This is a genomic window from Streptomyces sp. NPDC052040 (assembly GCF_044548405.1).
Classification (GTDB): domain Bacteria; phylum Actinomycetota; class Actinomycetes; order Streptomycetales; family Streptomycetaceae; genus Streptomyces.
Genome location: NZ_JBIUBV010000003.1, coordinates 161,778 through 183,169 on the forward strand (window position 1 = coordinate 161,778; position 21,392 = coordinate 183,169).

The window sequence follows — 21,392 nt, forward strand, 5'->3', positions numbered from 1 at the left end:
GGGCGGCCGACCCGTCACCCGCCCGGCCCGGCGGCACCCACGAGTCGTCCCGCGGCAGGGCGGTCACAGGTCCGCGGCGCCGCGCGTAGCGGTGTCGGACGCATGGCTGGGGGCGGCCGGAACCGTGCGCCCGCGCTCGTCCCACGCTACGTGACGGCCACCTGTCAGGCCCGTGACCGCCGTTCGCCGGGCGTGTGGCGGGCGATCGCGGTTCGCCGGGCGAGGGGCGGACGACCACCGTTCGCCGGGCGGGTGGCGGGCGCGGCACGCCCGGGCGGGGCGACCGCCGGACAGGTGTCCGGGTAGGACGCGGGTGAGGGCCTTCTTACCGAGGTCCTGTACGGAGCGGGCAACGGGCGGCGCGCGCGGCTCCCTCTTCGTGGGTGCCGGGCCGCTGCGCTGTCGTACGGGAGCGGACCGGCGCGACGGAGAAGAGTTCCGCGGGAGTCCTGGAAGGACCGTCCATGCTCAGCCCCCGATCCGAGCCGGCCACCGTGCCCGGCGTCGAGCCCGCCGTCCCGGACCAGGCCACGGCGGCCCGGGCCGAGGCCATCGCACCGGACCCGGCCACCACGGCCCGAACCGAGGTCACCGCACAGGATCCAGCTTCCGCGGCCCGAATCGAGGCCACCACACCGGATCCAGCTTCCGCGGCCCGGCCCGACATGACCGCGCCCGATCAGGCCACCACAGCCCGGCTCAAGGGGATCCGGCTGCCCCGGCGGGGGCCTGGCACGCCCCGGCCGCGGTACGAGGTCCCGGTCCTGGTGTCGCTGCTGGCGCTCGCGGCCGTGCTCGACACCTGGGGCCTGGACCGTGCCGTTTACCACGTGTTCTACGCCTGCGCCGTGCGCAGCATGACGGACAGTCCGACCGCCTTCTTCTTCGGCTCGTTCGACCCGGGCAACTCCATCACCCTCGACAAGCTGCCCGGCTTCCTGTGGCCCCAGGCCGCCTCCGCCCTGCTCTTCGGCTTCCACCCGTGGGCGCTGGTGCTGCCCCAGGCGATCGAGGGCGTGGCCTCGGTCCTGCTGCTCCACCTGCTCGTGCGCCGCTGGGCCGGTCCGGCCGCGGGACTGCTGGCCGCGGCGTTTATGACACTCACCCCGGTGACGGTGGGCCTCGGCCGGTCCATCGTGGAGGACGCGCCGTTCGTCCTGTTGCTGCTGCTGGCCGCGGAGGCGACCTGGCGGGCCGTCGAACGGGCGCGGCTGCGCACCCTGCTGCTCGCCGGGGTCTGGGTGGGGGTGGCGTTCCAGTGCAAGATGCTGGAGGCATGGGCGGTGCTGCCCGCGCTGGGCGTGGTCTATCTGGTGTGCGCGCCCACGACCCGGCGGCGCCGGGCGGGCCATGTCGCGCTGGCCGGGCTGGTGACCCTGGCGGTGTCGGCCTCCTGGATGGCCGTCGCCGCGGTGGTGCCCGCCCAGTCCCGCCCGTACATCGACGGGACGACGGACAACTCCGCCTACAGCATGGTCGTGGGCTACAACTTCCTGACCCGTTTCGGTTCGGTCGGTGTCGACGCGGGCGGCACGGGCAGTGTGGACGCCGGTCAGACCGTGCACCGGGCGGCCGGGACGGGCCCCGGAATGGGCGACAGCGTGCTGAAGATGTTCAGCCCGGGTCTGGCCACGCAGACCGGGTGGCTGTATCCGCTCGCCGCGGTCGCGCTCGCCTGGGGGCTCGCGCTCGCCTGGCGCCGCCGTCCCGCGCGCACCGACCGGGAGTTCGCCGGTCTGCTGCTGTGGGGCGTGTGGCTGGCGACCTTCTTCGCCGCGTTCAGCTTCGGCAGCGTCACCGGTCATACGTACTACATGGGTGTGGTGGCCGTGGCCCTGTCGGCGCTCAGCGGGGCGGGCCTGGTCCGCACCTGGCGGGCGTGGCGGAACGGCGGCCGCCGGGCCTGGGTGCTGCCCGCGGTGACCGCCGCGAACGTGGTGTGGTGCGCGGTGCTGACGCTGTGCTACCCGCACTTCCTCGGCTGGCAGGGGCCCGCCGCCCTGGTGCTGTGCGGGGTGGCGCTCGGGCTGCTGGGCCTCGCCGGGGCGCGTGCCGGGCGGGGTTCGCGGATCGCCGTGGCCGGACTTGCCACCGGGCTCGCGGCGGTCCTGCTGGTCCCCGCGGTGTGGTCGGCCTCGGCGCTGGCCCCGCGCTACAACCAGGTGGGCAGCATGGCGCGGGTCGGTCCCGAGAGCCGTCCCGGGGGCGGCGGCCCGGCCTGGCTGACACCGCCCCGGAAGCGGTTCCTGGCCTATCTGGAGGCGCACCGGAACGGGACGAAGTACCTTGCCGCGGTGCCCGGCTGGACCGACGCCTCGGCGTACGTCCTCGCGGCGAACGCGTCCATGCTGCCGATGGGCGGCTTCACCGGGCATGTCCCCTACCCCACCGTGCCGGGGCTGCGGCGGCTGATCGACTCCGGCGAACTGCGCTATGTCGCCCTGCGCCACTCACAGGTGCCCGGCCGCCACCACGGCTCCCCCGCGCCCGAGGCCGCCGCCATCGCCCACTGGGTCACCGGACACTGCACCGAGGTGCCGCCGTCGGCGTACGGCGGGGGCACGGGGCTGCCGCTGCTCTATCGGTGCGGGGTACGGGGGGCTTAGCGCCGGAGGCGCGAGCGGGCGCCGAAGTCGCGGGGGCCGCGCGTCTCTTCGCGCCCCAGGCGCTGGGCGCGCGCCTCTTCGCGCCGGGGTACGGCGCCCGGGGTGTGGCGCGCCCCGCGGTACCCCGGTTCGCAGCTCACGGTCTACGGGCGGGAGCGCGGCCGTACCGCCTGGCGGAATCCCGTGTTGACGGCGAGCAGCCCGCCGTCGACGCACAGGGTGGTGCCCGTGATCCACGCGGCGTCGCGGGAGGCCAGAAAGGCGACGGCGGCCGCGATGTCCTCCGGTTCACCGACCCGGCCCAGCGGATACAGCTCGGCCGCCGCGGCGAGTTCGGCCTCGCGGCCCTCCCAGGCGGTGGTGCGGACCGTGCCCGGGGCGACCAGATTGACGCGGACCCCGCGCGCGGCCGCGTGCCCGGCGAGGGTCCGGGTGAGGGACATCAGGCCCGCCTTCGCCGCGCTGTAGGCGTGGTTGCCGAAGTCCTGGATGCCGTTGACGGAGCCGATGTTGACGATGGCGCCGCGGCCGGAGGCCACGAGGTGCGGGAGCGCCGCGCGGCTGGTGCGGTAGGCGCCGGTCAGGGTGAGGTCGAGGTCGCGCGACCACACCTCGTCCGCCTCCTCCTCGAAGAGCGGGGCGTCGGGGGTGCAGCCGTAGGCGTTGTTGACCAGGACATCCAGCGCCCCCAGGGTGTCCCCGGCGTGGGCGACGGCGGCCTCCACCGAGGAGCGGTCACCGACATCGCACCGGAAGGCCTCAGCCCCCGCGCCGTCCTCCCGCAGTGCCGCCGCGGTCCGCCCGGCCGCGTCCTCGTCGGCGTCGGTGACCAGGACGCGGGCGCCCTCCCGGGCGAACCGCCGGGCCGTGGCGGCGCCGATACCGCGCGCCGCCCCCGTGATCAGAACCCCGTACCCCTCGAACCGCCCCGTCCGCTCCGTCTGCTCCATGGCGCCGACGCTACCGCGCAGGCGGCCGGACGGAGGCGGCCGGCAGGGGGCCGGGTGCCCCGGGGCAGCTCGCCGCCGGGGAAGAGCAAGGAGAAGACGAGGACCCGGGGGTGCCGAGGAATTCTGGGTGCCGGTGTCCGCGGTGGAGCCGTCGCCCAGGGGCTTCAGGGGCCGGGCCTGGGGGGGGGACGGCGGAAGGATCGCGGCGTGTGGCGCATGTTGCCGGGCCGTGACGAACGTGACGGTGCATGACGAAACCCCGCCGCCCGGTGCGCGGACGGCGGGGCTCGGGGCCGGGGTCAGGGGTGCCGGGTCAGGCTCCGGTGCCCGCCTCGAAGGTCATCAGGAACACCGAGGAGGAGTTGCCCGAGACCGGCACCGTGCCGCCCGACCAGGTCACCTTCAGCGAGTCCCGCTCGTCCGGCGGGGTGATGAGGATCGCGGCGGGCGTCGCCGACTTGGCGCCGCTCACCTGGGGGTTGGAGAAGGTCAGCCCCGCCCAGGCACTGTGCCCCGGGGCGAGGGTGATCCTGGCGGGGGCGCCGGAGCCGCGGCGCTTGGGGTCGGGGCCCAGCTGCTTTCCGGAGGCGTCGACGAAGGCGGCGCCCGGGTAGCCGTCGATCGTGCAGGTCCGGCCGGAGCGGTTGGTGAGGACGAGCGGGAAGTTCTCCTGCCCGGCTCCCGGGTTGTTGGCGCCCACGGACGCGCGCAGTTCGGAGGTGTGGCAGCGGCTGCTCGTGGTGGTGCCGCCTCCGGTGGAGGCCGCCGTGGTGGTGGAACCGGAGCTGTGCGACCCGGTGGAGGCGGTCTTGGTGCCGGTCCCGCTGCCGGTACCCGTGCCGGTGCCGGTCGGCGAGGCGCCGTCACTGCTGTGGTCGCCGGAGGCGGGCTGGGCCACGCCGGGCAGCTTCTGCGGACTGCCCGAGGTGCCGTGCTCGCCGCCGCAGGCGGTCAGCAGGCTCAGCGCGGCGACCGCGCCCAGCGCCGCCACCGCGCGGCGCGCTGTCGGATGGGGGGCCGTGCGGTGGTCGGGCCCCGTGGTACCGCGCCGGAAGGTCACCATGTCCCATGCTCCTCGAAACTTGCCGCCCGCGAGGGGCGTGTGCGGACGGTGCCGTGTGCCCCGTCATAAGTGTCCGATGCGCGCTCCGGGCAAAAGGTTCGCGGATCGGCCGGGTGCTGTGCCGGATACGGCCGATTGTGTGCCGGGGCGGCGGGCGCCCGCTCTGCCGGGTGCGCCGTTCGGGGTACGGATCTACGAGGGCAGGGGGATGGGCGTGCGGGTTCGGGGGCGGTGGGGGTACGGCGAAGAGGCGGGCCTGGGGCGGCCGTACGACCGTGGGTGACGGGGTGCACGGGCGGCGGCCCCGGGCGGCGTACGACCGTATGGGCCATGTCGGGTGTGGGCGGCGGGGGCGGTCAGCCGGTGACGCGGATCGAGTTCAGGATCGGGTCGGTGCGGTCGTCGCCGCCGTTCTGGCGCAGTTGGACGTACACCTGGGTCCGGTCGCTGCCGCCAGTGGGGGTGAGGGCCGCCTCGGTGAGGGAGCCCTTGTCGCCGCCGCAGTCGTTCCAGGTGCGTATGCGCCCCTGCCAGGTCCCGCCCCGGTAGTCGCGGCCGCCCTGGTAGTGGCAGCCGGTGTGGGTGAGGGCCCCGACCTTGGCGGTCAGGTCCCCGTACTCGCTCACCCCGATGAAGGCGCCGTTCACCCGGGCGCCGAGGTCCGTCCAGTCCGCGAGGTCGTCGGCGACGGCCAGGCCCGGTTCCTGTCCGTCCGGCAGCCCGAGCGCCTTCGGGTCCCATCCGGCGTCGCGCAACTGACGGCCCCAGGCCGCGGGCACGGTGGCCTGGACGCGCCCGGTCGCGTCCTTGACCGTCGTCTCCCCCGGCCCGGATCCGTCGAGCAGCAGGGTGGTGGCGAGCGCGGCGCCCCCCGCGACGGCCACCGCAGCCAGGGCCAGCAGCAGGGTCCCCCGACGGCGGCGGCGTCCGGCGGCCGGGGCCGGGGGTGCGGGCGCGCCGGGGGGCGGCTCCCCGTCGGCGGCGAGTTGTTCGAGGGCGTCGGCGAAGGCGTCCGCGGTCGGCCAGCGCCGTTCCCGGTCGGGTTCCATGGCCCGCAGCAGCGCCTCCCGGGCCTCCGGGGGCAGATCGGGGCGGAGCCGGTCCGGGGGCAGGACCTTGCCGGGCGGTGCGGGCACCGTGCCCGTGACCAGGTGGTAGCCGAGGGCGCCGAGGCTGTAGACGTCGGCGCGGGCGTCGATGCCCGAGCCGGGTTCGGTCTGCTCGGGCGGCGCGTATCCGGCGGAACCCGCGGCCATGGTCAGACCGGAGGCCTGCGCCAGGCTCTTGGCCAGGCCCAGGTCGGCGAGGAGCAGCCGGGCGGAGCCGTCGGGCATGCTCCGCAGCAGGACGTTGGACGGTTTGATGTCCCGGTGCACGATTCCGGCGTCGTGCAGCGCGGCCGCGGCACGGGCGGCGGAGGCGGTCAGGCGCAGGGCGTCGGGGACGGGGAGCGGACCGTCGGCGAGCCGGTCGGCGAGGGTGCCGCCGTCGGCGTACTGCATGACGAAGTAGGGCCTGCCGTCGGGGAGTTCGCCGATGTCGTAGACCTGTACGACGCGACTGGAGGCGGCCCGGCGCAGCAGGCGCGCCTCGGAGAGGAAGCGCTCCCGGACGTCCAGCCGGTGGGCCCAGTTCTCGGCGAGCACCTTGACCGCGACCAGCGCCTCCAGGTCGTCGTCGTGGGCGAGCCAAACGGTGCCGAAGGCGCCACCGCCCAGACGGCGTTCGAGGCGGTAGCGGTCGATCCGCTCCAGGGAGTGCATGCGACTATCATGCCTGGTCGGACATCGACTTCGAGGAGGGCTCCAGTGGGGGATCCCGCGGACTCCGAGGAGCTGGCCCGGCGCGCGGCGGCGGGTGACGGGGCGGCGCTGGACACGCTGCTGCTGCACATCCGGCCGGAGGTGCTGCGGCGCTGCGGGCGGTTCCTGCCGTGCCGGGAGGACGCCGAGGAGGCGGCGCAGGACGCGCTGTTGCAGGTGGCCCGGAAGATCACCACCTTCCAGGGCCGCAGCCGCTTCAGCACCTGGCTCTACACGGTGGTCGCCAACTGCGCCCGGCAGAAGTACCGGGAGCTGAAGCGGCGGGCGGTCGAGCAGCCCGTGGCCGTCGACCCGGCCGAGCAGGTGGATCCGCGGACGACCAGTGTGATCGCCGGGTCCCGGATCGATCTGCTGGAGGCCCTGGAGCGGCTGGAGCGCGAGCATCCGCATCTGGTGGCGCCGCTGGTCTACCGGGACATCTGCCAGTTGGAGTACGCGGAGGTCGCCGAGCGGATCGGAGTTCCGCTGGGCACCCTGAAGTCCCGTCTGCACGAGGCACGCAGACAGGTCAGGCCCTGGCTGGCCGGGGGCATGTAAGGCGCACCCGAGCCCGGAGGGATCCTCCGGGCACCCGGGGCGGCCCGCCCGTACCACCCCCGCCGACCCGGCCTGCCCCGAGCCGACCCGTCCTCCGGTGCGGAGTCAGTGGCCGCTGACGGGGTGCGGCAGATACGGCTCCTGGAGCACCTCGGTCTCCTTGTCGGTGAGGCGGAGGTCGAGTGCGGCCACCGCGTCGTCGACGTGGTGCGTCTTGGTGACGCCGACGATCGGCGCGACGACCGTGTCCCGTTGCAGCAGCCAGGCGAGGGCGACACGGGCGCGCGGAACGCCCCGCTCGGCCGCGACGGCGGCCACCGCGTCGACGACGGCCCGGTCGTCGTCCTGGTACAGCCGCTTGCCGAACTCGTCGCTGCGGCCGCGCTCGCTGCTCTCGTCCCAGTCGCGGGTCAGGCGCCCGCGGGCCAGCGGGCTCCAGGGCAGGACCCCGACGCCCTGGTCCGCGCAGAGCGGCAGCATTTCGCGTTCCTCCTCGCGGTAGAGGAGGTTGTAGTGGTTCTGCATCGACACAAACCGTGTCCAGCCGCCGAGCCGGGCCGTGTACTGGGCCTTGGAGAACTGCCAGGCGTACATCGAACTGGCGCCGATGTAGCGGGCCTTGCCCGCCTTGACCACGTCGTGCAGGGCCTCCATCGTCTCCTCGATGGGAGTGGCGGGGTCCCAGCGGTGGATCTGGTAGAGGTCCACGTAGTCGGTGCCGAGGCGGCGGAGGCTGTGGTCGATCTCGGTCATGATCGCCTTGCGGGAGAGTCCGCCGCCGTTGGGCCCGGACCGCGTCCGGCCGTGCACCTTCGTGGCGAGGACGATCTCGTCGCGGCGGGCGTACTCGGCGAGCGACCGGCCGACGATCTCCTCGCTGGTGCCGTCCGAGTAGACGTTCGCGGTGTCGAAGAAGTTGACGCCCGCGGCGAGCGCCCGGCGGATCAGGGGGCGGGAGGCCTCCTCGTCGAGACTCCATGGGTGGGTGCCGCGGTCGGGCAGGCCGAAACTCATACAGCCCAGGCAGATCCGGGACACGTCGAGACCGGTGGAACCGAGCTTCACGTACTCCATGCCACTCCTGCTTTCCCTCGGGGCGGGGCCGGGCGTCGCGGACCGCCGGGCACGGGCACGGTCGCCCGTGGCCGGTGCGCGGCGCCACGGCCCCGACGACGTGATTCCTGCCCGACCCTAAGGGACGTGACGTGCGGGGGCGGCGGACCCGGTTCCGGTGTCCGGCCGGGTCCGCCCCACGGCGGTCTCCCTCGTCCGCGCCGGGCCGACGCCGGGTCAGTGCCCGCGTGCGATCCACTCGTCGAGATGGGGCGCCTCCGCGCCGATGGTCGTCGTATCGCCGTGTCCGGTGCGGACCACCGTGTCGGGCGGGAGGGTCAGCAGCCGGTCGCGGACGGAGGCGAGGATCGTCGGGAAGTGGGAGAAGGAGCGTCCGGTCGCTCCGGGACCGCCCTGGAAGAGGGTGTCGCCGGTGAAGACCGTGGTGAGCCCCGGGGCGTAGAGGCAGACCGCGCCGGGGGCGTGTCCCGGGGTGTGCAGCACGGTCAGATCGGTACCGGCCGTCTCGATCACCTGGCCGTCCTCCAGCCAGCGGTCCGGCTGCCGGTCCGGGTGGGTCATGGTCCACAGCGGCAGGTCGTCGGGGTGGAGCCAGATCGGTGCTCCGGTCCGGTCGGCCAGGGCGGGGGCCGCGTCCACATGGTCGTTGTGGGCGTGCGTGCACAGGATGGCGCGCAGCCGCCGGTCGCCGACGGCCTCGGCGATCGCGTCGGCGTCGTGGGCGGCGTCGATGACGACCGCCTCGTGGTCGTCGCCCACGATCCAGACGTTGTTGTCGACCTCCCATGTGCCGCCGTCGAGGGAGAAGGTGCCGGAGGTGACCAGCCGGTCGATACGGGTGCTCATCACAGCACCACCACCGAACGCAGCACATCGCCGCTGTGCATCCGCTCGAATGCCTTCTCGATCTCGTCGAGGGCGATGGTCTCGGTCACAAAGGTGTCGAGCGGGAGGCGCCCCTGAAGATGCAGGTCGATCAGCATCGGGAAGTCGCGGGAGGGCAGGCAGTCGCCGTACCAGGACGACTTGAGCGCGCCGCCGCGGCCGAAGACGTCCAGGAGCGGCAGTTCCAGCTTCATCCCGGGGGTGGGAACCCCGACGAGGACGACGGTCCCGGCCAGGTCGCGGGCGTAGAAGGCCTGCTCGTACGTCTCCGGGCGGCCGACCGCGTCGATGACGACATCGGCGCCGAAGCCGCCGGTCAGCTCGCGGATCGCCGCGACGGGGTCGGTCGTACGGGAGTTGACGGTGTGGGTCGCGCCGAGGCCCTCGGCGAGGGTCAGTTTGCGGTCGTCGACGTCCACCGCGATGATCCTGGCCGCGCCCGCGAGAGAGGAACCGGCGACGGCCGCACCGCCGACGCCGCCGCAGCCGATGACCGCGACGGTGTCGCCGCGGCCGACGTTCCCGGTGTTGAGGGCGGCGCCGATGCCGGCCATCACACCGCAGCCCAGCAGGCCCGCCACGGCCGGGGAGACGGACGGGTCGACCTTGGTGCACTGTCCGGAGGCGACGAGTGTCTTCTCCGCGAAGGCGCCGATGCCGAGGGCCGGGGAGAGTTCCTGGCCGGTGGCGGCGAGGATCATCCGCTGCCGGGCGTTGTGCGTGTCGAAGCAGTACCAGGGGCGGCCGCGGCGGCAGGCGCGGCAGGTACCGCACACCGCGCGCCAGTTGAGGACGACGAAGTCGCCGGGGGCGACGTCCGTGACGCCCTCACCGACCGACTCGACCACTCCGGCCGCCTCGTGGCCGAGCAGGAAGGGGAAGTCGTCGGTGATACCGCCCTGTTTGTAGTGCAGATCGGTGTGGCAGACGCCGCACGCCTGGATGCGGACCACGGCCTCACCGGGGCCCGGATCCGGGACGACGATCGTCTCGACCCGTACGGGCTCGTCCTTGCCCGGGGCGATCACGCCGCGTACTTCCTGCGCCATGGTGCTGCTGCCTTCCGTCGATGGTACGGGCGCCATGCGCCCGGAGCGGGCCGCGACGGCCCGCCTCCATGATCCTTGCGCGCCGGGCACCCTGTGCGCACGTGTTCCGCGCGACGGAACGGGTGATCGCTGCGGTGCGGCGGCCGCGCGCCGTCCGCGGGGGCCGGACGGGTGACCGCCGCCCGCCGTCCCGGCCGTAGGCTGAACGCCCGTACGGCGCGCGGAACGCCGTGACACTCCCCGGGGGGCGCTGTGACCATCACCGACAGGGACGACAGACGGGCCGCGGACGGTGCGGCACCGGGACCGGACACCGCGCCGCCCGCCTGGCGGCTGCTCCTCGGTTATGTACGGCCGCACCGGTGGGCCCTCGCCGCGGGTGCGCTGCTGTCGCTGGTCACCGGGGCCACGGGACTGCTGCTGCCGCTCGTGGCCCGGGGGCTGATCGGGGATCTGGCGCACCACCGGCCCGTCACCTGGGCCCTGCTCGGGATGTCGGGGCTGGTGCTCGCCAACGCGGCGCTGGGCGGCCTGGGTTCATATGTGCTGCGGCGGACCGCCGAGTCGGTGGTGCTCGGCGCGCGGCGCGCCCTGTCGTCGTATCTGCTGCGGCTGCGGATCTCGGCCGTCGACCGCACCGAGCCCGGCGATCTGATGGCCCGGGTGACCTCCGACACCACGCTGTTGCGGGAGGTCACCACGGACTCGCTGGTCGGCCTCGGCACCGGGGGGCTGACGCTGGTCGCGACGGTGGTGATGATGGGCCTGGTGGACGTGGTGCTGCTGGGCGTCACCTTCGCCGTGATCCTGTGCGCGGGCGCCGTGCTCGGGGTCATCGTGCCGCGGATCAACCGGGCGAGCCGACAGGCCCAGGATGCGGTCGGCGCGATGGGCGCGGTGCTGGAGCGGACGCTCGGCGCGCTGCGCACGGTCAAGGCGTCGGGTGCGGAGCGCCGGGAGGAGGAGGCCGTCCACGCGGCGGCGGAGGAGTCCTGGCGGCAGAGTGTGCGGGCCGCCCGGTGGACGGCGGCCGCGGGCAACACGGCGGGACTGGCCATGCAGCTCGCGTTCATCACCGTACTGGCGGTGGGCGGCGCGCGGGTGGCGACCGGGTCCATCGATGTGGGCACCCTGGTCGCGTTCCTCCTCTACGTCTTCTATCTGATGTCGCCGATCCAGCAGGTGGTGGGGGCGGTCACGCAGTATCAGACGGGCTCCGCGGCGGTCGCCCGGATCCAGGAGGCGCTGCGACTGCCCGCCGAACCGCCCCTGCGGTCCGCGCCCTTGCCGTCGCCCGGTGCGCGGCCGGCCTCGGTGGCCTTCAAGGAGGTGCGCTTCCGGTACGCCGACGACCTGCCGTATGTGCACCACGGTGTGACCTTCACGGTGCCGCCGCAGGGGATGACCGCCTTCGTCGGCCCCTCGGGGGCGGGCAAGACGACGGTGTTCTCGCTGATCGAGCGGTTCTACGACCCGGAGTCGGGCACCGTCGCGGTGGACGGCCGGGACGTGGCCGAGTGGGAGCTGTCCGAGCTGCGCTCCTCGATCGGCTATGTGGAGCAGGACGCGCCGGTGCTGTCGGGGTCGCTGCGGGACAATCTGCTGCTCGGCAGTCCAGAGGCGGACGAGGCCGAGATGGCGCGGGTGGTGAGGACGACCCGGCTGGACGGTCTGGTGGCGCGGCTCCCCCAGGGGCTCGACACCCTGGTCGGGCACCGTGGGACCAGGCTGTCCGGCGGGGAGCGCCAACGGCTGGCGATCGCCCGGGCGTTGCTGCGCCGTCCGCGTCTGCTGCTGCTGGACGAGGCGACCTCGCAGCTCGACGCGGTCAATGAGGCGGCACTGCGGGACACGGTCGCGGAGGTGGCGCGGTCGACGACCGTACTGGTGGTCGCGCACCGGCTGTCCACGGTGACGGCGGCCGACCGGATCGTCGTCATGGACGCGGGCCGGGTGTGCGCGGTCGGGACCCATCGCGAACTGGTGACCGGGGACTCGCTGTACGCCGAGCTGGCGGCGACCCAGTTCCTGGCGGCGGTCGAGTGAGGGTGCGGGAAGTGTCCGGGGCGGGTCGGCCTGTCGTCGGCCGTGTCAGGCACCGACCGCGTCATGTGGTGCGGGAGCGGACGGGCGGGGCCAGCCGTGGTCGGCCAACCGCCCGACGGCGTAGCCCCGTTGTTCACAGGTGTCGAGGATCCGCGGCAGTGCGCCCAGTGCGGAGCGCCAGGCGCCCGGTGCCGAGGTGCAGTCGGAGTCGTGCAGCAGGATGGTCCCGCCGCCGTCGAGGTCGGCCGTGACCGTGCGGTGGACGGAGTCCGGTGTGGCCCGTGCGGTCCAGTCCTCGCCCCAGCAGGTCCACAGCACCGGGGTGAGGGCGAGGCGGCGGGCGGCCAGATGGGCGGAGCCGGACATGAGGCCGTAGGGGGGCCGGAAGAGGCGCGGCTGCCGCCCGGTGAGGGCGGCGACGGTGTCGCGGGCGCGGGCCAGGTCCCGGTGGGTGGCGCGGGGGCCGCGCAGCAGCAGATGCCGGTGCAGCCAGCCGTGGACGCCGATCTCGTGGCCCGCCGCGGCGATCTCGCGGACCAGCCCGGGAGAGCGGTGTGCCTGGCTGCCGAGCAGGAAGAAGGTGGCGTGCACCCCGCGGTCGGCGAGCAGCCGGAGGAACTGCGGGGTGGACGCGGGGTCGGGGCCGTCGTCGAAGGTGAGGGCGACATGGCCGGGCCTGCCGCGGCCGGACAGCTGCGGCAGGACACGTCTGCGCAGCGGTCCGAGGGCGGAGACCACGGGGACGACCTGGACGGCGGCGAGGGCGGGCAGCCCGGCACGGGCGACTGTGCGCAGCAGGCGTGCGGTGGTCATGGGTCGTGTCCCTCCGGTCGTGGCCGTGGGGTGGCCACCAGGGGTGGTCATCAGGGATGGTCACCAAGGGTGGCCGTCCGGTCGGAGTGGTGGTCCGGTGCGGGGCCGTCCCGGGCCCGGCCGTCTCGGCATCGGGGGTCCGGTGCGAGGCCGTCCGAGCCCGGCCGTCTCGACAGCGGGGTCCGGTGCGAGGCCGTCCGAGCCCGGGGCGGTCCGTCCGGTGCCGGGTCCAGGATGGCAGTCCGAGGGGCCGGACCCGTGCTTCTGGGCGGCGGGCCGCCTTCCGGGTCGGCGGAGGGGCACGACTCGGACGGACCCGGAGGGCGTCACCGCATCCAGGCGCTGTACGACAGCACCTCACCGGCCTTCAGGCCGAAGGCGGGGTCGGACCTGGTGGCGGTGGTCTCCAGGCCCAGCACCGCGCCGTTCGCGGGGTCCAGGATCAGCATCCCCCGGTCGGCGGAGGCGGCGTCGTCGTAGACGTACGCCTGCCCCGGTCGGCCGAGTCGGTCGGTCACCGCGCCGACCGGTCGCAGTCCCCTCGCGTCGGCGAGGACCCGTGCCAGGGCGGCGCCCTCCCGCGAGCCCGGCGTCCAGTTGTCGAGCAACTGGGAGACCGCCTCGACGAGCCGGGGGGTGTTCATGGTGTCGGTGGTGTCGATGGCCTCCAGATAGGCGCGCAGGGCCCCGGCCGTGTGCGGGGGCCGTGCCTGGGGCGGGGCGTCGCTCCAACTGGGCCAGTACGTCTGCCGACTGAGCACATGGCCGTCCTCGACCGTGCGCGGGGTGCCGTCGGCGTCGGTGATGACGGGCCTGCCGGGGTGCCGGGGGTCGGTGGCCACGACGAGTTCGGTGTGGCTGCCGTCGGCCTTCCAGCGGACCACCCGCTCCTCGGGGAGCGTGATCGGCGGACGTGACCCGGGGCCGCTGCTCAGGCCCAGGCTCCAGGTCTGCACATGGGTGCCCTGACGCAATGGCAGCGCGTCCCCCGCCGAGGCCGCCCGTGCGGCGAGTTCCGCCAGGGGGACGGGGGCGGAACCGGCCCGCACGGTCAGAGGGCGGGGCGCGGCCACGGCGGGGGCGGAGGCCGGGCCGGACACCAGCAGGGTGGCGGTCACCGCGGCGACGGCGGTGGCCGCGGCGAGGGACCAGGCCCAGCGCCGCACCGGGCGTCGGCAGGGCGCGGGGGTGGCGCTGTGCAGCAGCCGGTGCAGCCGCCGCTCGGCCTCGTGGCCGAGGGGGCCGTCCTGGTAGCGCGGGTCCGCGGCGGGCACGGGGTTGGCGCGGCGCAGCAGGGCGAGTTCACCGGGCGCGCCGGGCTCCGCTCGGGTGCGGTGTCCGTCAGCCATGGTCGTGCTCCTTCGGGGTGGCACACCGGGACGCCAGGGCGCGGGCCGGTGCGTTCGGGATGTCGCGGGGCGGGGGCGCCAGGACGCCGGGGGATGCGCTCACCGGGGCGGACGGGGGCGCTACGGCGGCGGTGTGCGCCCTGGATGCGGTGGGACCGTCGGCGGCACCGCGCGTACCGGAGGGACCGTCGGGGGCCGGACCGGCGGAGGCGGGGTCCGTACCAGGGGGCGTGCCGGTGTCGGGGGGACCGCCGGGCTGCCGGGGGATCCCCATCCGGTCGATCTCCGTTCTCAGGCGGCGGCGCGCACGGTGCAGACGCATCGCCGCCGCCCGGCTGCCGCAGCCGAGGGCCACGGCCACCTCGTCGATGCCGAGTTGCTCCCAGGCGGTCAGCCGGAGCACCTCCCGGTCCGCCGGGGACAGCCGGGCCAGTGCCTCGTGCACCCAGCCGCCGGGGGTGTCCTCGTCGGGGCTCGCCACCAACTGCCGCCCCCGCGCCGTCTCGTCGTTGCCGAGCCGGTCGAGGAGACGGCGGCGCCGGCCGTGGCCGCGTACGGTGTTGGCCAGGCAGTTGCGCGCCACACCGTAGAGCCAGGGCAGCGGGGAGGCGGGCAGGTCGGCCCGGCGCCGCCAGGCCACGGTGAACACCTCGGCCACCACCTCCTCCACGTCACCGCCGCCGCCGTCGAGCCGCCGCGCGACATAGCGGCTGACCGCCCAGTAGTGCGCGCGATAGGCCCCGGCGAAGATCTCGTCGTCGCTCATGTCCCTTTGGTGTCCGGCAGGTTCGGGTCGGTCACGCCCGTCGGTGTGACGCTCGTCGCGTTCTCCCGGGCTCGTACGCGGATCGCGGCAGCACCCGGCGGTACGCGGATCGCGGCTGTACGCGGCGCGGCTGTACCCGGCGCGGCACAAAGCCGCCGGGCCGACAGTCCCGGCCGGACGCCCGGCGTTCGCTGTCGGCCCGGCGGCCCGGACTCACGTCAGGTGCCGGCCGAAGAACCGGCCCCCGTCCTCCACCTCGAACCATGGAGTGCCGGTGTGGCCGCCCAGGTTGGCGTGCAGCGTCTTCTCCTTGCTGCCGAAGGCGTCGAACAGGTCCAGGGCACGCTGCCGGGGGTTTCCTTCGTCGTCCCACTGGAGCAGGAACAGCAGCGGAACGGTGACCTGCCGGGCCTCCTCGCGCTGGGCTCGGGGCACATACCCCCCGGCGAAGAAACCGGCGGCGGCGATGCGCGGCTCGGCCGCCGCGAGGCCGATGCCGACGGCCGTCCACCCCGAGTACCCGACCGGGCCGCCGATCTCGGGCAGTTCAAGGAGGGCGTCCAGGGTGGTCCGCCATTCCGGGACCGCCTGGTGGACCAACGGGCCGATGAAGGACTCGAAGATCTCGTCGACCGGCTCACCGGCCCGCATCGCCCGGCGGAGGTCGGCGCGGGCCTGCTCGTCGCCGGCGGAACGGGGGCGGTCACCGCACCCGGGGGCGTCGATGGCGGCCACCGCGTACCCGCACGCCGCATAGTGCCGGGCCCGGGCCACCAGCCGGGGTTCCCCCTTGGGCAGGCCGTTGTTGGGGGCCATCAGGATCAGCGGGGCCGGTGCGGCTTCAGGCGTCCACAGGGTTCCGGGGATCTCGCCGAGGGTGAATTCGCGTACGCGGACGCCGTCGTCGAGGCGCTGCTCGGAGATGATGTGCATGGTCGTGCCTTTCGGGAGTGCTCACAGACGGCGCTCCCGGACGACCTATCGCTCGACCGTGACCCCGGAGGGGAGCACCCATGTCGAAACTGCGTTCACGGGTACCACCTCCTCGTTCTCTCGCACGGTCTCGGGAAACGTAGCAGGGGCCGCCCTGATCCGCCAACGAGTTTCCCCGGAGCCGCCGGGGTGCTGCCGGGTGCTCAGGCGGTCCGCGGGGGCAGGCGGTGCAGCCGTACGTCCATGAGCCTGCCCCCGGTCACCGTCGCGGTCATGTAGGTGCAGTCGGGCTGGCGGCGGCGGTCGGTCGGGGAACCGGGGTTGAGCAGCCGCAGCCCGCTGTCGGCGGTGGTGTCCCAGGGGATGTGGCTGTGTCCGAAGACCAGTACGTCCAGGTCGGGGAAGCGCGCTGCACAACGGCGTTCCCGCCCCTGGGCGGCGCCGGTCTCATGGACCACGCCGAGGCGCAGGCCGTCCAGGTCGGCGCGGGCCACCTCCGGCAGCCGGGCCCGCAGCGCGGGACCGTCGTTGTTGCCGTGGACGCCGACCAGCCGCACGGACCGGCTCTCCAGCAGATCGAGGGTGGCGGTGTCCACCCAGTCACCGGCGTGGACCACCACATCGGCACGCGGCAGTTCGGCGAGGAGCAGCGGGGGCAGCTCCCGGGCGCGCCGGGGGACATGGGTGTCGGCCATGAGCAGCAGTCGCACCCCGCCAGGGTGCCATGACACCGTCCGGATCCGGGGCCCTCGGCCTCAGCCGTGGGCGCGTCCGGGTTCCTGCTCCAACAGCACTTCCGCCCACACCTGTTTGCCGCCGCTGACCGGGAGTGTGCCCCAGGCCGCCGCCATGGCCCCGACGAGCAGGATGCCGCGGCCGCCCGTGGCTTCCCAGCCGATGCTGGTCGGCTTGACCGGTGTCCGCGGTGAGGCGTCGGCGACCGCGACCCGCAGCCTGCGGCCGAGGAGGGTGAGGTCAAGGCGGACCCGTCCGTCGGTGTGCACCAGGGCGTTGGTGACCAGTTCGGAGACGACGAGCAGCACGGTGTCGAGGTCCTCCTGTGCCACGCCCCAGGTGCGCAGCGAGCGCCGGGTGAAGCGGCGGGCGTGCCGGACCGCCTCCGGTACGCGCCACACCGTCCAGGTCTCGCGCAGCGGGCGTACGCCCATGCCGTCGTAGCGGAGGAGCAGGAGGGCGACGTCGTCGCTGCGGTTGGCCTCGGCGAGCAGGAGGTCCGCGACCGGCCCGAGGTGTCCGGGGTCGGCGGCGGACAGTTCCCGGGCCAGCCGGGCGAGGCCGTCGTCGAGAGTGGTCCGGGCGGTCTCCACCAGCCCGTCGGTGGTGAGGGCGAGGACCGTGCCCGGGTGCAGCCGCAGCGGGGTCATCGGAAAGTCGGCCTGGTCGGCGACGCCGAGCGGCGGCCCGCCCTCGGCCTCCACGATCTCCGTTCTGCCGTCGGGGTGGCGCAGCACCGGCGGGATGTGCCCGGCCCGTACGCACCAGGCGGTGCCCTCCTCCAGGTCCACGTCGACATAGCAGCAGGTGGCGAAGAGGTCGGACTCCATCTCCACCAGGAGCCGGTTGGCGTGCGAGACCACCACGTCAGGGGGGTGGCCCTCGGCCGCGTAGGCGCGCAGGGCGGTGCGCATCTGGCCCATCAGGGCGGCGGCGCCCGCGTTGTGGCCCTGGACGTCGCCGATGACGAAGGCGGCGTGGTGGTCGGCCAGCGGGATGACGTCGTACCAGTCGCCGCCGAGTTCCAGGCCCGCGGTGGTGGGCAGATAGCGGGCCACCGCGGCGGCTCCGGGCAGCCGGGGCAGGCGGCGCGGGAGGAGCGCGCGTTGCAGCATGCCGATGAGTTCGTGTTCGGCGTCGAAGGCGTGGGCGCGGACCAGGGCCTGTCCTGCGAGGCCCGCGACGGCGGTGAGCAGGGCGCGTTCGTCGGGGGTGACCTCGTGCGGGCTGTCCCAGCCGATGAGGCAGACCCCGGCGGTGCGTCCGCCCGCGGGCAGCGGCAGTACGACCAGGCCGCCGGGCCCGACCTCGGCGAGTGCGGGCTCCAGTTCGGCACCGGCGGGCCAGATCGCCGCACGGCCCTCGCGCAGCCCGGCGTCGAGGGTCGGCATGGCGCGTACCGGGGCGTCGGGCCACTCGGTGCGCCATTCGGCACGCCACAGCTCGGGCCAGGCCTCGGGTTCGGGCGGGTCGAGGACGGTGACCACGAGGCGGTCGGACTCCAGCCCGGCCAGGGCGACCCGGTCCGCCCGCAGGGAGGTGCGCAGGGCGGCGACCACCGCTCCGCTGACGTCGCGGACGGTGCCCGCGGTGGCGAGGGCGGCGGCCAGCCGCTGGATGCGGGTGACATCGCTGACGGCGGGGCGCAGCTTCGATGCCTCGGCGACCGTACCGACGAGCCGGGCGGACCGCCCCTCCTCCGCGGGCAGCAGCCGCCCGCGCAGCCGCAGCCAGGCGGGCTGCCCGGAGGGCTGAAGGATACGGAACTCCAGTTCCCGGTCGCCGGAGGTGAAACGGTCGGGTTCGACGACGGACATCAGGCCCGGCAGGTCCTCGGGCACGGTCCGGGCGAGCAGGGTTTCGACCCGGCCGTCGAAGGCGTCCGGGTCGATGGCGAAGAGGTCGAGCACCTCACCGTCGACCTCGACCCGTCCGCTGTCGACGGCGAGGCTGAAGGAGTTGGCGACCGGGGCGGTGGCGGCGGCCGGGGCGGGACCGGCGAGGGCGTCGGCGACCAGGTGGAGGCACTCACGGTCCTCGGTGTCGAAGCCGTCCGGCTGGTCGGTGACGGCGGCCAGGCAGCCGCCGTCGCGCAGGGGCAGCACTCCCAGCCAGAAGTCCGGGTCCGGCAGCCGTCCCGCGACGGCGCACCGGCCGAGCTCCTCGGGGCCCAGCCACAGGGGCCGTCCGGAACGCCGGGCGTCCGCGGCGGCGGAACCCGGAGGGAGGGGGTAGACGTCACGCAGTCCGTACAACGCCCTCGGTACGCCGACCGCCTCGGCGAGGCGCAGCGCCTCGCCGTCCTCGTGCGGGACGTAGACGGCGGTGAGGGTCGCCCCGGTGAAGGCGAGGGCCTGTTCGAGGACACGGCGCAGGCGCTCGCGCGGTTCGAGGTCGGCGGTGAGTGTCTTGAGCGCAAGTTCCGCTCGCTGCGTCCTCGTTCTGCGTCCCGCAGCGCTCTCACTGCCCACTCCGCAATTACAGCGCTTTCGCGACGCCCGCGCAGCCCCTGTGCGCGTGTCGGCGCAGCTCCCTGTGCGTTTCGGCGCGACTCTCCGTGCGTGTCGCCGCCGGTCCGGCCGATGTGGGTCCGCCGGTCCGGCCGACGTGGGGGGGCCGCCCTCGCGTCCGCACGGGGTCTCGCGACTCCCGCGGAGGTGAGGGGAGGTGACGGGGCGACGGGAACACCCTCGGGCTCGTCGCCCGCTCCGGCGGATGCCCGGTGAACGCGAGCGGTCCGGCCCTCCCGTCGGAGGGCCGGACCGCGTCCGGGGGGATGTGTCGGCCCAGGAGGTCAACGCCTCACCGGCAGAGGGGGTGTGCCGGTCCGATTCCGGTGCGTCCCCACGCACCGGCGCCTGGGCCGTTCAGTGGCCGACCGGCGACCGACCGGCGACCGGTCAGCGGCCGGTCAGCGGCCGGTCAGTGACTCGACAGCGAGGAGCCGTCGGACGCGCCGCCGCCCTGTGACTGCCCGTCACCCGGCGACTGGCCATAGCCCTGAGACTGCCCGGACTGATCGGCACCGGACTGACCGGCACCGGACTGACCAGCGCCGGACTGGTCGCCGCCGGACGGATCGGACGCGCCGCCCGACTGGTCCCCGGCACCGCTCTGGTCCCCGGCACCGCTCTGATCGCCCGCGCCGCTCTGGTCACCCGGGGTGGCGCTCTGGTCGCCCGGGGTGGCGCTCTGGTCGCCCGCGCCGCCCTGGTTGTCGCCCGCGCCGCCCGCGCCGCCCGAGCCGAGGGTCGCTCCGGTTGCCTTGAGGGCCGCGGTCACCGGCTGGAAGAAGGTCTCGCCGCCGGAGGTGCAGTCGCCGCTGCCGCCCGAGGTGAGGCCGACGGCGCTGCCGTCCTGGGTGAACAGGGAGCCGCCGCTGTCCCCCGCCTCGGCGCACACATTGGTCTGGATGAGGCCGGTGACGGTGTCGACCCCGCCCGGGTTGGTCTCGCTCTGGAAGTTGACAGTGGCGTCGAGTCCGGTGACGGTTCCGTCGTGCAGTCCGGTGGTGCTGCCCATCCGGAAGACCTGCTGGCCCACCACCGCGTCCGCGGCCTGGGTGATCTGGACCGTCTGCCCGTTGCCCGAGTTGACCTCGCTCGGGGCCTGGGTGTTGGGGTCGTCGTACTTGACGAGCGAGAAGTCGTTGCCGGGGAAGGTGGCCTGGTCGACCGTGGCGATCGGCTGGCCGCCCTGGGAGTCGGACCACTGCTTGGCCGCGACTCCGCAGTGACCGGCGGTCAGGAAGGCCGGGCTGCCGTCGCTCGCGGTGACGTTGAAGCCGAGGGAGCAGCGGACACCGCCGCCGTTCGCCTGGGCGAAGATGGCGTCTCCGCCGGAGACCAGCGTCTTGAACGTGCCGCCGGACTTCTTGAGGGTCGCCATGCCCGAGCCGAGGCTCTTGACCGTCGACTGCACCTTGTTCCACTTGGCGCCGGTGACGGTGCTGTCGGCGGAGACCCGGATCTCGTTGGTCCTGGGGTCCACGGACCAGGCGGTGCCGGGGACCGCGGCCTTGGCCCGGAGCGTTCTGGCGGCGCTGCGGAGCGAGGCGGTGCTGTTCTGCACCTGATGCGGGATCGCGCCCGCCATCTTCACGGCGTCGACGGCCTTGCTGTCGTCGCCGACCACATTGACGACGACCTGCTTCTTGTCGGCGTTGTAGTACGAGCCCGCGAAGGCGTCACCGAGCCGGGTGGCGAGCGTCGAGGCAAGGCCCGAGGCGTCGTTCGCCCGGAACGTCTTCGGGGTGGCGTCGGCCCCGTTCGTCTGGGACGCGTTGGCGTTGGGCAGAAGAAGGGCCGCCGCTCCGAGCGCCGCCACGCTTCCCGCCGCGATGGCGGCCTTGCGCTTGGGTATGCGTTTGTGACTCAACTTTTTGACCTCCTGGGGACGGGAGCGCGGTGCCGCCGTCCGGCAGCTGACTGGGGCGCCTGGATGCCCGTTGATACGCAAGTGCCGGGAGGGGTGTTCAACCGCAGTGCAAACTGGCCGAGTTGGCGTATGCGAAAGCGTGACATCACCGGACGTAGGCCGTGGCGGGCGGCCGGTCCCGCACTTCGGACGGAGAGCGACCGTACGGTGACGTTCGGTTGTGCACGGAGGGCGGAATCCCGGCTTCAGGGAATCTGCACATCGATTGCGCAAGCGGGTCACCGTACGCGGGGGATCTGCACAGGCGCCGGACAGGGTCCGTGCCATTGGACCAGGAGTGTCCTATTCCGCTTCCTGGCCGCCGGGGGCCGACGGGCCCCGCGGAG

At 74.3% G+C, this 21,392-nt stretch carries 15 protein-coding genes and 1 pseudogene; 3 read left to right on the top strand and 13 right to left on the bottom strand.

What is annotated here, in order from left to right; translation table 11 throughout:
• Nucleotides 1-464 precede the first annotated feature (464 nt).
• A complete protein-coding gene (locus ACIHAA_RS09060) occupies nt 465-2,606 on the top strand; it encodes a glycosyltransferase family 39 protein (protein ID WP_399814727.1) in 2,142 nt (713 codons plus the stop codon).
• Between the two features lie 143 nt (nt 2,607-2,749).
• On the opposite strand, the gene ACIHAA_RS09065 is transcribed toward ACIHAA_RS09060, so the two are convergent.
• The 3 genes from ACIHAA_RS09065 to ACIHAA_RS09075 all read right to left on the bottom strand — a co-directional run bounded on the left by ACIHAA_RS09065 (nt 2,750) and on the right by ACIHAA_RS09075 (nt 6,382).
• Nucleotides 2,750-3,556 (bottom strand): SDR family NAD(P)-dependent oxidoreductase, encoded by an 807-nt coding sequence (locus ACIHAA_RS09065; RefSeq protein ID WP_399814729.1) that lies wholly within the window; start codon nt 3,554-3,556, stop codon nt 2,750-2,752.
• 313 nt (nt 3,557-3,869) lie between these two features.
• Nucleotides 3,870-4,619, bottom strand: a complete 750-nt coding sequence (locus tag ACIHAA_RS09070) for a DUF4232 domain-containing protein (RefSeq protein ID WP_399814730.1) — start codon at nt 4,617-4,619, stop codon at nt 3,870-3,872.
• A 356-nt stretch (nt 4,620-4,975) separates the two neighbouring features.
• Nucleotides 4,976-6,382, bottom strand: coding sequence for a serine/threonine-protein kinase (locus ACIHAA_RS09075; RefSeq protein WP_399814732.1), 1,407 nt, complete (start codon nt 6,380-6,382; stop codon nt 4,976-4,978).
• Nucleotides 6,383-6,427: 45 nt separating this feature from the next.
• Between ACIHAA_RS09075 and ACIHAA_RS09080 the strand changes: the two genes are divergently transcribed.
• Complete coding sequence (locus ACIHAA_RS09080; protein WP_399814734.1) at nt 6,428-6,979, top strand: RNA polymerase sigma factor; 552 nt, start codon at nt 6,428-6,430, stop codon at nt 6,977-6,979.
• A 105-nt stretch (nt 6,980-7,084) separates the two neighbouring features.
• On the opposite strand, the gene ACIHAA_RS09085 is transcribed toward ACIHAA_RS09080, so the two are convergent.
• The 3 genes from ACIHAA_RS09085 to ACIHAA_RS09095 all read right to left on the bottom strand — a co-directional run bounded on the left by ACIHAA_RS09085 (nt 7,085) and on the right by ACIHAA_RS09095 (nt 9,987).
• On the bottom strand, nt 7,085-8,053 hold the full coding sequence (locus tag ACIHAA_RS09085; RefSeq protein WP_399814735.1) for an aldo/keto reductase: 969 nt from the start codon (nt 8,051-8,053) through the stop codon (nt 7,085-7,087).
• 216 nt (nt 8,054-8,269) lie between these two features.
• Nucleotides 8,270-8,899 (bottom strand): MBL fold metallo-hydrolase, encoded by a 630-nt coding sequence (locus ACIHAA_RS09090; protein ID WP_399814736.1) that lies wholly within the window; start codon nt 8,897-8,899, stop codon nt 8,270-8,272.
• A complete protein-coding gene (locus tag ACIHAA_RS09095; protein ID WP_399814737.1) occupies nt 8,899-9,987 on the bottom strand; it encodes an S-(hydroxymethyl)mycothiol dehydrogenase in 1,089 nt (362 codons plus the stop codon). The genes ACIHAA_RS09090 and ACIHAA_RS09095 overlap by 1 nt, the downstream gene beginning before the upstream one ends.
• Nucleotides 9,988-10,245: 258 nt before the next feature.
• On the opposite strand from ACIHAA_RS09095, the gene ACIHAA_RS09100 reads away from it, so the two are divergent.
• Entirely contained in the window at nt 10,246-12,033 is a 1,788-nt protein-coding gene (locus tag ACIHAA_RS09100) for an ABC transporter ATP-binding protein (protein ID WP_399815430.1), read from the top strand.
• A gap of 45 nt (nt 12,034-12,078) precedes the next feature.
• Here the strand turns inward: ACIHAA_RS09100 and ACIHAA_RS09105 are convergent, their stop codons facing one another.
• The 7 genes and pseudogenes from ACIHAA_RS09105 to ACIHAA_RS09135 form a co-directional block, all read right to left on the bottom strand.
• On the bottom strand, nt 12,079-12,846 hold the full coding sequence (locus tag ACIHAA_RS09105; RefSeq protein ID WP_399814739.1) for a polysaccharide deacetylase family protein: 768 nt from the start codon (nt 12,844-12,846) through the stop codon (nt 12,079-12,081).
• A gap of 326 nt (nt 12,847-13,172) precedes the next feature.
• On the bottom strand, nt 13,173-14,195 hold the full coding sequence (locus ACIHAA_RS09110; RefSeq protein WP_399814741.1) for a CU044_5270 family protein: 1,023 nt from the start codon (nt 14,193-14,195) through the stop codon (nt 13,173-13,175).
• A 271-nt stretch (nt 14,196-14,466) separates the two neighbouring features.
• Nucleotides 14,467-14,961, bottom strand: a pseudogene (locus tag ACIHAA_RS09115) (RNA polymerase sigma factor); the annotation flags it as partial.
• A 213-nt stretch (nt 14,962-15,174) separates the two neighbouring features.
• Nucleotides 15,175-15,894, bottom strand: coding sequence for an alpha/beta hydrolase (locus ACIHAA_RS09120; RefSeq protein WP_399814742.1), 720 nt, complete (start codon nt 15,892-15,894; stop codon nt 15,175-15,177).
• A gap of 203 nt (nt 15,895-16,097) precedes the next feature.
• Entirely contained in the window at nt 16,098-16,604 is a 507-nt protein-coding gene (locus tag ACIHAA_RS09125; protein ID WP_399814743.1) for a metallophosphoesterase family protein, read from the bottom strand.
• Between the two features lie 45 nt (nt 16,605-16,649).
• The gene (locus ACIHAA_RS09130) at nt 16,650-19,100 is read right to left on the bottom strand and encodes a SpoIIE family protein phosphatase (RefSeq protein ID WP_399814744.1); all 2,451 of its coding nucleotides are present in this window, start codon (nt 19,098-19,100) and stop codon (nt 16,650-16,652) included.
• 451 nt (nt 19,101-19,551) lie between these two features.
• Nucleotides 19,552-21,006 carry an alpha-lytic protease prodomain-containing protein gene (locus ACIHAA_RS09135; protein WP_399814746.1) on the bottom strand — a complete coding sequence of 485 codons (1,455 nt, stop codon included), beginning with the start codon at nt 21,004-21,006 and terminating at the stop codon, nt 19,552-19,554.
• Between the last annotated feature and the right edge of the window lie 386 nt (nt 21,007-21,392).